At 68.1% G+C, this 11,022-nt stretch carries 15 protein-coding genes; 6 read left to right on the forward strand and 9 right to left on the reverse strand.

Annotation, left to right across the window (positions count from 1 at the left end; genetic code table 11):
* Window positions 1–36: 36 nt before the first annotated feature.
* Window positions 37–741 (reverse strand): hypothetical protein, encoded by a 705-nt coding sequence (locus ACIBQZ_RS32655; RefSeq protein WP_396092680.1) that lies wholly within the window; start codon window positions 739–741, stop codon window positions 37–39.
* A 173-nt stretch (window positions 742–914) separates the two neighbouring features.
* Here ACIBQZ_RS32655 and ACIBQZ_RS32660 point away from each other — a divergent pair, with 173 nt between their 5' ends.
* Together ACIBQZ_RS32660 and ACIBQZ_RS32665 are read left to right on the forward strand one after the other, a co-directional pair.
* Entirely contained in the window at window positions 915–1,439 is a 525-nt protein-coding gene (locus ACIBQZ_RS32660) for a peptidylprolyl isomerase (protein ID WP_396092681.1), read from the forward strand.
* 30 nt (window positions 1,440–1,469) lie between these two features.
* Entirely contained in the window at window positions 1,470–2,384 is a 915-nt protein-coding gene (locus tag ACIBQZ_RS32665; protein WP_396092682.1) for a rhomboid family intramembrane serine protease, read from the forward strand.
* 6 nt (window positions 2,385–2,390) lie between these two features.
* Here the strand turns inward: ACIBQZ_RS32665 and ACIBQZ_RS32670 are convergent, their stop codons facing one another.
* Window positions 2,391–2,954, reverse strand: a complete 564-nt coding sequence (locus ACIBQZ_RS32670; protein WP_396092683.1) for a PASTA domain-containing protein — start codon at window positions 2,952–2,954, stop codon at window positions 2,391–2,393.
* Between the two features lie 90 nt (window positions 2,955–3,044).
* Window positions 3,045–3,467, reverse strand: coding sequence for a PH domain-containing protein (locus ACIBQZ_RS32675; protein ID WP_396092684.1), 423 nt, complete (start codon window positions 3,465–3,467; stop codon window positions 3,045–3,047).
* Window positions 3,468–3,504: 37 nt separating this feature from the next.
* Between ACIBQZ_RS32675 and ACIBQZ_RS32680 the strand changes: the two genes are divergently transcribed.
* Both ACIBQZ_RS32680 and ACIBQZ_RS32685 read left to right on the forward strand, forming a co-directional pair.
* Window positions 3,505–4,635 (forward strand): thiolase family protein, encoded by a 1,131-nt coding sequence (locus ACIBQZ_RS32680; RefSeq protein WP_396092685.1) that lies wholly within the window; start codon window positions 3,505–3,507, stop codon window positions 4,633–4,635.
* Window positions 4,636–4,693: 58 nt separating this feature from the next.
* The gene (locus ACIBQZ_RS32685; protein WP_396092698.1) at window positions 4,694–5,146 is read left to right on the forward strand and encodes a hypothetical protein; all 453 of its coding nucleotides are present in this window, start codon (window positions 4,694–4,696) and stop codon (window positions 5,144–5,146) included.
* Here ACIBQZ_RS32685 and ACIBQZ_RS32690 read toward each other — a convergent pair.
* A complete protein-coding gene (locus ACIBQZ_RS32690) occupies window positions 5,143–6,033 on the reverse strand; it encodes a transketolase family protein (RefSeq protein WP_396092686.1) in 891 nt (296 codons plus the stop codon). The genes ACIBQZ_RS32685 and ACIBQZ_RS32690 overlap by 4 nt on opposite strands.
* A gap of 5 nt (window positions 6,034–6,038) precedes the next feature.
* Window positions 6,039–6,719: a transketolase gene (locus ACIBQZ_RS32695; RefSeq protein ID WP_396092687.1), complete on the reverse strand. Its 681-nt coding sequence runs from the start codon at window positions 6,717–6,719 to the stop codon at window positions 6,039–6,041.
* A gap of 48 nt (window positions 6,720–6,767) precedes the next feature.
* Between ACIBQZ_RS32695 and soxR the strand changes: the two genes are divergently transcribed.
* Window positions 6,768–7,208 (forward strand): redox-sensitive transcriptional activator SoxR, encoded by a 441-nt coding sequence (gene soxR, locus ACIBQZ_RS32700; protein ID WP_396092688.1) that lies wholly within the window; start codon window positions 6,768–6,770, stop codon window positions 7,206–7,208.
* Here soxR and ACIBQZ_RS32705 read toward each other — a convergent pair.
* From ACIBQZ_RS32705 to ACIBQZ_RS32715, 3 genes are all read right to left on the reverse strand, one after another.
* Window positions 7,192–7,716 (reverse strand): AAA family ATPase, encoded by a 525-nt coding sequence (locus ACIBQZ_RS32705; protein WP_396092689.1) that lies wholly within the window; start codon window positions 7,714–7,716, stop codon window positions 7,192–7,194. The genes soxR and ACIBQZ_RS32705 overlap by 17 nt on opposite strands.
* Before the next feature lie 38 nt (window positions 7,717–7,754).
* Window positions 7,755–8,210: a hypothetical protein gene (locus tag ACIBQZ_RS32710; protein ID WP_396092690.1), complete on the reverse strand. Its 456-nt coding sequence runs from the start codon at window positions 8,208–8,210 to the stop codon at window positions 7,755–7,757.
* Between the two features lie 329 nt (window positions 8,211–8,539).
* A complete protein-coding gene (locus tag ACIBQZ_RS32715; RefSeq protein ID WP_396092691.1) occupies window positions 8,540–8,962 on the reverse strand; it encodes a hypothetical protein in 423 nt (140 codons plus the stop codon).
* Between the two features lie 618 nt (window positions 8,963–9,580).
* Between ACIBQZ_RS32715 and ACIBQZ_RS32720 the strand changes: the two genes are divergently transcribed.
* Window positions 9,581–9,904 carry a hypothetical protein gene (locus tag ACIBQZ_RS32720; RefSeq protein WP_396092692.1) on the forward strand — a complete coding sequence of 108 codons (324 nt, stop codon included), beginning with the start codon at window positions 9,581–9,583 and terminating at the stop codon, window positions 9,902–9,904.
* A gap of 502 nt (window positions 9,905–10,406) precedes the next feature.
* Here the strand turns inward: ACIBQZ_RS32720 and ACIBQZ_RS32725 are convergent.
* A complete protein-coding gene (locus ACIBQZ_RS32725; protein WP_396092693.1) occupies window positions 10,407–10,868 on the reverse strand; it encodes an RNA recognition motif domain-containing protein in 462 nt (153 codons plus the stop codon).
* Between the last annotated feature and the right edge of the window lie 154 nt (window positions 10,869–11,022).

Here is an 11,022-nt window from a genome sequence, read left to right on the forward strand (position 1 = left end):
AGCGCCCACCCGCCTGCACCTGCTGCGTGACCGGGGTCAGTTCTTGTTGTTCTGGCCGCTGCCGCTTCCGCTGGCCATCTTGGCCACCTTCGGCGTGTGCTGCGCGGACGAGGTCTGGTCCGCCGTGTCGACGTTCACCTCGACGGCCGGCGCGGTCTCGTCCACCGGCTTGACGATGCCCGTCGGGCCCGACAGGTCGGCGGGCGCGAACGTGGCGTCGTCGGTTCCGGTGGTGCGCGTCGTCGCCGGGGTGATCGGAGTGGGGTCGTACTCGTCCCACTGCTCCTGGCGGCGCTTGCGCACCGCGAAGGCACCGACCGCGCCGACCGCGGCGCCGGCCAGCAGCAGCCCGCCGAGCTTGGCGCCCGAACGGCTCTTCTGCTTGCGGCCCAGCGTCTTGTTGGCGCGCTTCTCGAGCTTCCGCGCGTTCTTCTTCGCGTCCTTCTTGGCGGCCTTGACGTCCTTGCGGCTCACCTTGGCCGTGCTGTTGCTCACCTGCTGCGCCTTGACGGTCGCGGCAGAGACCAGCGGAGTCAGCGTCGCGAGGGCGCTTTCCCAGCTGCTCGACGCGGCATCCTTGGCCTTGACGGCCGTCGGCTGCACGCGGTCCCGGGCGGCGTAGAACTTGGGACCCACGGTCGCGCTGGTCTCCTGCGCGGCGATCGAGGCCGCACGCTTGAAGTGATCAACGCTCTGGCCGAGCTCGCTCTTCATCTTCGCGCTGCGGTTCTTCCGTCGCATCGTTGCGAACACCAGTGCCCACCTCCTGTGGTTCTCTCCCACGTCATGTTGCCCTCTTGGGTACCCCCGCGTAGCCGGATCAGACACATGGGGGAGGATCCGAACTGCAAAGAACTGTCCAGCGCCGATCCCGACGTAGCGGACCGGCGACCGCGACACTGATGGGAGTACCCGTGGCCGAGACTCTTTACGCCACCCTGCACACCAATCACGGCCCGATCCGGCTCCAGCTCTTCCCGGACCACGCGCCGGCGACCGTGCGCAACTTCGTGGAGCTCGCGGAGGGCACCAAGGACTACGTCGACCCGCGGACCGGCCAGAAGGGCAGCGGCCCGTACTACGACGGCACGATCTCGCACCGCGTGATCGCCGGCTTCATGGTCCAGCTCGGCGACCCGACCGGCACCGGCCGTGGCGGCCCGGGCTTCCAGTTCGCCGACGAGTTCCACCCCGACCTGCAGTTCGACCGCCCGTACCTGCTCGCCATGGCGAACGCCGGCCCGGGCACGAACGGCTCGCAGTTCTTCATCACGGTCAGCCCCACCCCGCACCTGAACCGGCGGCACACGATCTTCGGCCAGGTCGCCGACGAGCAGTCGGCCAAGGTCGTCGACTCGATCGCGACCACGCCTACCGGCCCCGGCGACCGTCCGCGCGAGGACGTCGTGGTGGAGCGGGTGGAGATCGAGCGCGCGTAGCGTGTTACCCCGTCCGGGTATCGTTGCCGCATGAGTGAGTCTCCGGTGACGGCGCCGGTCTGCTACCGACACCCGTCGAAGGAGACCTACGTCCGTTGCACCCGTTGCGAGCGGCCGATCTGCCCGGACTGCATGAACGAGGCCTCGGTCGGTCATCAGTGCCCGGAGTGCGTTGCCCAGGGCAAGCGCACGCAGCGGCCGGTCCGTACCGCCTTCGGCGGGAGCGTGGCCGGCCGCGCGGGCACGACCACCAAGGCGCTCGTCGGCATCAACGTGGTCGTGATGCTCGTCTCGATCCTGAGCGGCGGCGCGAACGCGGTGGCCGGCGGTGGCTGGGGCGGCCTGCTGGGTGGCGGCACCCCGCTCACCGAGTGGGGTGCGGTGCTCGGCTCGGCCGTGTACGGCCCGGCCGGTGACGTGGTCCCGCACGGCATCGCGCAGGGCGAGTGGTATCGCCTGTTCACCGCGATGTTCCTGCACTACGGCGTCCTGCACCTGCTGATGAACATGTACGCGCTCTGGATCCTCGGGCGCGAGCTCGAACGGGCGCTGGGCCCGGCCCGCTTCCTCGCCCTCTACCTGCTGGCCGGTCTCGGCGGCAACGTGGCGGCATACCTGTTCGCCGCGCCGAACTCCATGACGGCGGGCGCCTCGACCGCGGTGTTCGGCCTGATGGCGGGCATCTTCGTGGTGCTCAAGCGGCTGAACCTCAGCGTCGCGCCGATCCTGCCGATCATCGTCATCAACGTGATCTTCACGTTCGTGATCTCGAACATCTCGGTCGCGGGCCACCTCGGCGGCCTGGTCGTGGGTGCGGTGGTGGCGGCCATCCTGGCGTACGCGCCGAAGGACCGGCGCACGCTGGTCCAGGGCATCGGCTGTGCGGCGGTCCTGGTGCTGCTGCTGGCGCTGGCGATCTACCGCACCGCGGCCCTGATGATCTGACCCGGGTCACTTCGCCGCGGAGACGCAGACCCGTTCATCGGCGTCGACCCGGGTGCCGGGCGGCACGTCCTGACCGGTGATGCGCCAGTTGGACCACCACAGCGGAGTGTCGCCGTCCGGCGTCCGGCAGACGTCGACGGCGGTCAGGCCGGCGTCGGCCGCCAGGTCCATCGCGACGTCCAGCTTGAGCCCGACCAGGACCGGTACGGCGACGACCCGCTTGCGCGCCGCCGCCACCTGCGCGGCCCTGGCCGCCGCGGCCCGGTCCGCGGCCGCTCGCGCGTCGGCGTCCTTCGCGGCGGCCACCTTCCGGGCGGTCGCCCGGTCCTCGGCGGCCCGATTGGCGTCGGCTTTGTCGGCAATGCTGGTCTGGGCGCCTTTCGGCAGGCCGGAGCCCATCCTCAGCAACGGGACGTCCGTGCCCACGCCGATGCCGAAGCACAGCAGCAGCAGTACCGCCGCCGCCAGCCCGGCCACTGCCTTTCGGCGGCTCAGCGGCGGTCGCGCCTCGTCGAACTCCGGCGAGGGCGGTGGCGGGGCGGACGGACGGGTCGGCAGGGTGAGAGGCATGGGGATTCCTCGGCGCGGATGACGGCGGCGGCTACCGGAAGATCATCACCGCCCACTCCGTCCGGGGAGCCGGAATGGCGTCATCGACCCCTAAAGCGGGGCATTCGACCGTAACGCGTTCAGCGCCGCGGCGACCTCTTCCGGGTCGGTGCCCAGCTCGTGCACGCTCAGCAGGTGCAGGCTCTCGCCCGTGTCGATCTCCAGGAACGCGTTGCGCAGCCCGAGGCGTTCGCGGCGGTCCACCCGTACCCGTTCGACCTGCGGCCAGGCCACGTGCCGGCGCCGGGCGAAACCGGTGACCAGGATGATGCCGCTGGTGTCCGCGCTCAGCCGGACCGGGACGACCAGGTCCCGGGCCGCCCAGCCGATCAGCACCGCGCCGACCGCGATCGCGATGAACCACTGCACCGGGTCGTCCCGGCCGAACGCCACGACCAGCACCACCAGGGCCACCGCGCCGAGCAGCTTGGCGATCGGCAGGACGGGCCGGACCCGCCACTGAAGAGGCGACATGGTCACCACTATGGCAGCCCGGCGTACCGTCGGCAGTATGCGAGACGCGGTGATCGTGGGGGCGGTGCGGACGCCGGTAGGGCGGCGCAACGGAGGACTGGCGCCGGTGCACCCGGTGGACCTGTCGGCGGTGGTGTTGCGGGCGCTGGCCGAGCGCACGGGCATCAACCCGGCGGACGTCGACGACGTCCTGTGGGGGTGTGTCTCCCAGGTCGGTGAGCAGTCGTGGAACATCGGCCGCAACGCGGTGCTGGCGGCCGGCTGGCCCGAGTCGGTGCCGGGCACGACGATGGACCGGCAGTGCGGGTCCAGCCAGCAGGCGCTGCACTTCGCGGTGGCGACCGTGCTGTCCGGGCAGGCCGACCTGGTGGTGGCCGGCGGCGTCGAGTCGATGAGCCGGGTGCCGATGGGTTCCAGCGCGGCCGGCGCCGACCCGTACGGCACGGCGATCGCCGAGCGCTACGGCAGCACCGTGTTCAACCAGGGCGTGGGCGCCGAGATGATGGCCGAGCGGTGGGGCTTCAGCCGCCGGCAACTGGACGAGTACGCGCTGGACAGCCACGCCAAGGCCGCGCAGGCGCAGGACGCCGGCGCGTTCGACGAGGAGATCGTCCCGGTCGCCGACGTCACCCGGGACGAGGGCATCCGGCGGGACACCACGCTGGAGAAGCTCGGTGCGCTCAAGACGCCGTTCAAGCCCGACGGGGTGGTCACCGCCGGCTCCGCGTCGCAGATCTCCGACGGCGCCGCCGCCCTGGCCGTCACCACCTCACGCTGGGCGGCCGCGCACGGCCTGCGCCCGCTGGCCCGGGTGCACACCGCGGTGGTCGCGGCCGCCGATCCGGTGATCATGCTGACCGCGCCGATCCCGGCCACCGCGAAGGCGCTCGCCCAGGCGGATCTCACCCTGGACGAGATCGGGGTGTACGAGGTGAACGAGGCATTTGCGCCCGTGCCGCTGGCCTGGCTGGCGGAGACCGGCGCCGATCCGTCCCGGCTCAACCCGAACGGCGGCGCGATCGCCCTGGGTCACCCGCTCGGGGGATCCGGCGCGCGGCTCATGACCACGCTGCTGCACCACATGCGACGGACGAACATCCGGTATGGCCTGCAGACGATGTGTGAGGGCGGCGGAATGGCCAACGCCACGGTGGTCGAGCTTCTGTAATTCGATATTCATCGTGACTTCCCCGATGCTTCCCCGGACGGCCACCGTTAAACGCCACATGGACGTGTTCTCCCGTACGTTCCTGCCAGCCGCCGCCGAAGCCGGGGTCGCGATCGCCACCGTGAGCCGGCACATGCCCATCCTCCGCCGCTGTGTGGAGCCCGACGATGCCACGGTGCTGGTCACCCGGTGCGTCAGTCCGGACCGGCCGCTCGCCGGAGACTTCCTACTACTGCTCACGTACCGCCGGTTGGTGATCACCCAGGAGACCCGGGTGCTGCACCGGCTGCGGTTGCACCTGAACGCCAACCTGCGGCACCTGAGCGACGTGACCTGGAGCCCGGACCTGCGCTCCGCCGCGGTCGACATCGCGGCGACCGCGGTGGACGGCGTCCGCGAGCGGTTCCGGATGCGGCTGGCCGAGCCGGAGCAGGTGTGGCACTTCGACGGCATGCTCAAGCACGTGTTCCGCGAGCGCCGCACCCCCGCCGCGATCCCTGCCGCGGCTTAGGCCCGGCCTGCCGCCAGGAACGCGCCGATCGAGGCGCGCAACCCTGCCGGGTCCAGGCCGTGCCACCGCGCATGGTCGGCGGGGGTGCCGTAACGCCGCTGCTCCGCGCGGCCCACCCCGAGATGCAAAACCCGATGCGGTACGTCGGAGAGCGCCGCCGCCACCGTCCGGCTCGACGTACCCGCGAGATACGGCTCCACCACCACGACCTCGCGGCTGACCAGGTCACGCAGCCCGCGGGTGTCGAGCGGCCGCGGCGTCAGCGTGTACGCGACCGTGACATCCAGCTCGGCGGTGGCGGCGAGCACCGGGTCGAGCATCGGCCCGACGGCCAGCACCACCGGCGCCCCGGCCCACCCGCGCCGGATCACCTGGAGGCCGTCCGTCGGCGCGTACGCCCGATTGTTCTGCTGCGACGAGAGCCGCACGTAGATCCGGTCGTCGGTCCGCGCGGCGGCGCGCAGCAGCGCCGGCACCTCGTCCGGGTGGCCCGGCACGTGCACGGTCCAGCCCTCGAGCGTGTCCAGCAGGGCGACGTCACCCGGCGACTGATGGGTGTAACCCTCGCTGGACGCGTCGTACGAGGCGCCGATGCTGACCAGCACCGCCCCGACGTCCTGGTGCCCGAGGTCAAGCTTGATCTGCTCGTAGGCCCGGTCGATCACAAACGGCGCGTACGAGTGCACGTACGGCCGCAGCCCGGTGAGCGCGAGCCCACCGGCGACGCCGGCCATCAGCTGCTCGCGGATGCCGACGTTGATCACCCGGTCCGGATGTCTGCGCCGCGCGGGCGCGAACGCGTCCCCGGAGATGTCGGCGAGCACCACGGCCGTCCGCGGGTCCTCCTCCAGCAGCGCGGTGGTGGTGGCGACGAAGGTCTCTCGCATGATCCTCAGCCCTTCTTCTCGACGGTGGCGACGACGACGTGCGGCCGGTCCCGATCCCGCTGCCGCAGGGCGAACTCGATGGCATCGTGATCGCGACCATCCACAAGGGAGGTCATCCAGCCCGGGAAGCGGCTCGCGATCCCGCCGGGCCAGCCGTGCGTCGACGACTGGTTGTCGATGACGATCGCCGTGAGCAGATCCAGCCGGGCGGCGGCCGCGTACGCGATGGCCTCGTGGTTCGACCCCTCGTCCAGCTCGGCGTCGCCGAGCAGCACGAACGTCCGAGCGTCATAACCCTGCGCGCGCAGGCCGAGCGCGGTGCCGACGCCCAGGCCGAGCCCGTGCCCCAGCGACCCGGTGCCGATCTCCACACCGGGAATCAGCACCCGGTCGGGATGATGCCCGAGCCGGCTCCCCGGCCCGCCGAGATCGTCCAGCCACTCGACCGGAAAGAACCCTTTGGCGGCGAGAACGGCGTAGTAGCCGGCCGGTCCGTGCCCCTTGGAGAGCAGGAACCGATCGCGGTCCGGCGCGTCCACGGTGTCGGGAGAGACCCGCAGAATCCGGTCATAGAGCACCCACAGCACATCAAGCGTCGAATGGGCGCTGGGCGCGTGCTTCTCGTCGCCGGTGAGCCGGGTCAGCAGGGTGCCGAGCAGATCTGGTCTTACCGCTGTCGTGGTCATATCCTCAGCCTGCAAGTTAAAGTTCACTTCAACTCAAGGAAGTCGGTTGTGGAGCTGCTCACCATCGGCGACATGGCGGCCCGCAGCGGCGTGGCCCAGTCGGCGCTGCGCTTCTACGAGCGGGAGGGCCTGATCCGCTCGACCCGCACGGGCGGCAACCAGCGCCGCTACGAGCGGCACGAGCTGCGCCGGGTGGCGTTCATCCGGATCGCCCAGCAGGTGGGCGTCTCGCTGGAGGAGATCCGCGAGGCGCTGGCCCAACTGCCGGAGAACCGCACGCCGACCAAGGCGGACTGGGCGCGCTTGTCCGCCCGATGGCGCCGCAAGCTGGAAGAACGCATCACCGTCATGGAAAGGCTGCGCGACCAGCTGACGGGCTGCATCGGCTGCGGCTGCCTGAGCCTGCAACGCTGCCAACTCATCAACCCGGACGACCAACTGGCAACCCGCGGCAGGGGCCCCCAAATGATCATCAACCCGCCGGCGTGACGGCCGCCGCGATCCGCATCGCGGCCTGAGCGGGCGTGAGATGCGTGGTGTCGACAACCTCGGCGGCGCTGTGCAGCCAGGTGCGGGCGGCCTCGGCGTAGGGCTCGAGGTATTGCAGGCGGAACGGCGAGGGCACGGGGTGCTCAGCCGCGATCCGCGCGCGGAGGGTGTCCTGGTCGGCGTGCAGGACGAAGTGCCGGACCGGGATGGCGTGGTGGGCGAGGCCGGCGCTGATCTCGCGCCAGTACTGCTCGACGAGGACGGTCATGGGCATGACAAGAACGCCACCGGTGTAGTCGAGGACGCGGCGGGCGGTATCGACGACGAGCTGCCGCCAGGGCGGCCAGTGCTGAAAGTTGTCGGTGCCGGGCAGACCGGGGTTGATATCCATGAGCGTCTCCCCGACCTTCTCGGCGTCGAAGATACGAGAGCCGGGGATGAGGGGTTGGACGAGCCTGCTGGTCGTGGTCTTGCCGGCGCCATGGGTGCCGTTCAGCCATACGATCACGGGGTCCGATGCTAGACCGGCGGCTCTACGCCTGGGATTCAGTGCTGGCGTGCCAGCTCCACCGTCAGCACCCGGCGCATGGCGGTCACGACGTCGCGCTCACCGAAGCGTTCGGCGGCCAGGGCCTCGGCGGCGCCCAGCGCCTGGGTTATGCGGCCGGGCCCGGCGGCACGCAACACCGCAATGATCCACGCCTCCAGGTCGACCACGTCCTGAGGCAGCTCCAACGCTTCACGTGTCGGTGCCAGCGGATCCTGGGTGGCGGCCGGCACCGGCATCCCCGTGGAGCAGTAGGTGCCAACCGGCAGGCCGACCCGGTACGGGTGCACGCAGACCGCCGTGTCAGTGGCTGTTTCCACCCGGTAGCCGAGTTCGGGGTCGTAGCGACTCCCAGCACCGGGGCGGTCGATGACGTCGAACTCGCCCAGCCGAAGCACCTGCGCCGGACAGGCAATGCACGTCGCGTCGCGCAGCTCCTCGGCCGACATGGGCATGGGCAGCACGGTACCTGCCGGAACCGACCGCCAGCAGGTAGTGACGGGCGCTCCGACATCGGCTGAGCTGAGCGGGGGGCGTGGGATTCGAATCCGCGGAGACGCGGAACGCCTCACCGGTCTTCAAGACAGGTGCTCGTGGGTCGCTGACCAGCGAAATTCCGGGACGACAGTCGCTCGTTGCCGCGCGGTGTCGAGGCTGCGTGCTTCGGTGTCAAATACAGCAAAACCGCGATCCTGGCGGGGCCGCGGTGAGAGGGTCGCCCCCCAAGGAGACGCTTTTGGCGCGCCAAGGGGGGATCGAGAATTTGATCCGGGAATCTAGATCATCAGTTCCGGCCGTACCGGCCGCGCTGACCCTTGCCTCGCGCGCTGGGCTTGCGCTTGGACCCCGAGGTCCGCGAGATGGTCTTGTTTGTGGTTATGCACTGATGACCTGCGGCGTCCCGGGTTTCGGTGACGCAGGCCTTCCCGTGCTTCTCGTGCTTCACCAAGTACCGAGCGAACCACACAGCACCAGCTAGGACAGCCATCGCCATGACCATCACGCTGAAGAGAATCCACCCCTGATGTGAGCTGCTTCGCATCGCCCAAGCGAAGAATCCGAGTCCGACGCAACCGAACACGGCCAGGAAAACAACCGTCATAGGGCTGGACAGGCGAAAACCGAAGCCGCCTTCAACCCAGTCACCGAAGCCGAACCGTGCGTAAGCGCGCTGGGTGTACAGCCCTTCTTCCTCCGTGAGGTCCACCCTCTCGGCGGCTGTCGCACCCGCCGCGGCCCCAGACGCGGCCTCTGACCTCGGTCCTAAAGGACCTGTCGGCAGGCCGAATCCGTCATTCCCACCCGATGAACTTGTCACCGGGACCCCCCTTCTTCCACGCGTCTGCGCCTTTCGCGTCACCATCGCCGAGTCCGCGCCGACCCCCCGCCAGCTCTGACCCCCGGACGATGAGGCTACCGGAGTGGCTGTCGGATCCCGTACACACGCCCGCGACGCGCCGTACACCCGCCCGATGCAGGCCTTCGAACGCGCGTACGGTGACATGGTGTGATCCGTGTCACAGGCAGAGCGGCTTGCCGCCTGCCTACGCAGTCGAAGGCGTAGAGCTTGTAGATTCTGAGTCATATACGTGCACGCAGCGTGATCGACAAGGGGACTTCTAGTAGTATTCTTCGCATTATTCGAAGAACTGCCGGGAGTCTTTAGGTAAGTTCCGAGGATGGAAGGATGGGCAGTTGATCACCATGACCTTGATCGTTGATGCATGATGATGGCATGAGGCCCTGCGATACACCGATGTTTGTAGGGCGCTGGTAAGGCAACAACCTCCCAGCCGCCACCGTGACGCACCTGGAGGAGACCGCGATGAGCCTCGAGCTGGACGAGCGCAAATCCAAGTCCACCAACCTAGAAGCCCCACCGCCGCAGGATGCTGAGGCCGTAACTCCACCTCCGACCGCTCCCCCAAGGTCTCGGGGACGGCGCGGCCCAGTGAAGCTAACGGTCAACCTGCTGGCGCGCGTGATGGATCGACTGGAGGAGGTGTGCGGATTTACGGGGGAGTCGCGCACCGATGCCATAAACAGATCGATTCAACTTTATGCGCTCTACCATGACACTGTCCGAGACGGCGGGACGTTCGTGGTTCGGGCTCGTGATGGCCGCGAACGCGAATTTCACGTCCTCTAGTCCGAATCGCTGCATGCTTGCATAGGCAAGGGTTGGTCGCCGGCCGGGCGCCAGCCCCTATTCAAACAATCGTGCCCATAGCTTAAATGACGACGACCCTTCCCGATATGTTGGGAAGGGTCGTCGCCTGTTGGGTAAGGTTAGATGCTGGTAGGTCCTGGCAATCCCGACGCTTCAATTTACTGACTTCCGTAAGTTTCTCGTTAGTGTTGGCAGCCTTCTGGTGGTGCTTGCGGTTGCCGTGCCCGGGCGCAGCCATAACTGATGATTGCAGATAAGCAATTGAGCGAACTCAGTCCAGTGGGACGAAAAGCGGTTACCACCGCATCGACGAGGCGCTGAAGACGTCCGACGAGACCGCCGCCGGGTAATTGGACGCGGGAATCCGCAGGGCGCTGCGGTCGCGGTAAGGTAGATCAAGCAGCTTGCAGCAAGATGAAGTATGTGTCTGAGCTGCCCAATCCCGTTGAGTCGGTGTTGCCGCTGATCAGCGGATTTGCGACTACGGCTTCGTTGCCCCGGAAATTCTTCTTGGCACTTGCGCGCGAATTCGCCGTCCACCGATGCGCAAGCCGTCCATCTCTTTGATGACTTGCGCAAGTGAGGAGGATGGAGATATTACAACGAAGGCGAATCCGCCATTTCCTGAGATGGTCCGACCTGGGAACTTTATCGATTCGACATCGCAATACTCTCCAATGGCTTCCGTCAATTGCTTTTCCGATACGGTAGACGGCAGGTTTCCCACGTATACCTCCGCCGTGTTTGGCATGGGAAGCTCGGCGCCGATCTCGGGCACGCTCTGACTAGCTACGACAGCGCTGCTGCCGGCCAGGGGGTTGATCATCGAAGGAGCCTTTGGAACCACAACTCTAAAGCTTGGCAACTGTCGTTTAGGTACTCCTCGCTTCTTGGCCTGCTGCATTAGTTTATAGTCCGATGCTGAACGCTCAATAAGCTTCATGCCACGCAGTGACCTGATCTCAACAAGATCCGGATAGGTATTTGTATTCGTAGTGGGTTAGGTGCAGCGCGGCGGCGACGATATCGCCGATCCGGCGTGGGCTGACCGTGGTGTGTCGCAGTGTCTTCCAGCGGCCGATCAGGATCGCGAAGCC

Source organism: Actinoplanes sp. NPDC049599 (assembly GCF_044465625.1).
GTDB lineage: Bacteria > Actinomycetota > Actinomycetes > Mycobacteriales > Micromonosporaceae > Actinoplanes.

Excerpts from the sequence above, each read along its gene's own strand:
- ACIBQZ_RS32720 (WP_396092692.1), top strand. The coding sequence starts at position 9,581 with ATGAGCCTCGAGCTGGACGAGCGCAAATCCAAGTCCACCAACCTAGAA.
- ACIBQZ_RS32695 (WP_396092687.1), bottom strand. The coding sequence starts at position 6,719 with ATGACCACGACAGCGGTAAGACCAGATCTGCTCGGCACCCTGCTGACC.
- ACIBQZ_RS32685 (WP_396092698.1), top strand. The coding sequence starts at position 4,694 with ATGGACGTGTTCTCCCGTACGTTCCTGCCAGCCGCCGCCGAAGCCGGG.
- ACIBQZ_RS32675 (WP_396092684.1), bottom strand. The coding sequence starts at position 3,467 with ATGTCGCCTCTTCAGTGGCGGGTCCGGCCCGTCCTGCCGATCGCCAAG.
- ACIBQZ_RS32725 (WP_396092693.1), bottom strand. The coding sequence starts at position 10,868 with ATGAAGCTTATTGAGCGTTCAGCATCGGACTATAAACTAATGCAGCAG.
- ACIBQZ_RS32655 (WP_396092680.1), bottom strand. The coding sequence starts at position 741 with ATGCGACGGAAGAACCGCAGCGCGAAGATGAAGAGCGAGCTCGGCCAG.
- ACIBQZ_RS32665 (WP_396092682.1), top strand. The coding sequence starts at position 1,470 with ATGAGTGAGTCTCCGGTGACGGCGCCGGTCTGCTACCGACACCCGTCG.
- ACIBQZ_RS32710 (WP_396092690.1), bottom strand. The coding sequence starts at position 8,210 with ATGCCCATGTCGGCCGAGGAGCTGCGCGACGCGACGTGCATTGCCTGT.
- ACIBQZ_RS32690 (WP_396092686.1), bottom strand. The coding sequence starts at position 6,033 with ATGCGAGAGACCTTCGTCGCCACCACCACCGCGCTGCTGGAGGAGGAC.
- ACIBQZ_RS32680 (WP_396092685.1), top strand. The coding sequence starts at position 3,505 with ATGCGAGACGCGGTGATCGTGGGGGCGGTGCGGACGCCGGTAGGGCGG.
- ACIBQZ_RS32670 (WP_396092683.1), bottom strand. The coding sequence starts at position 2,954 with ATGCCTCTCACCCTGCCGACCCGTCCGTCCGCCCCGCCACCGCCCTCG.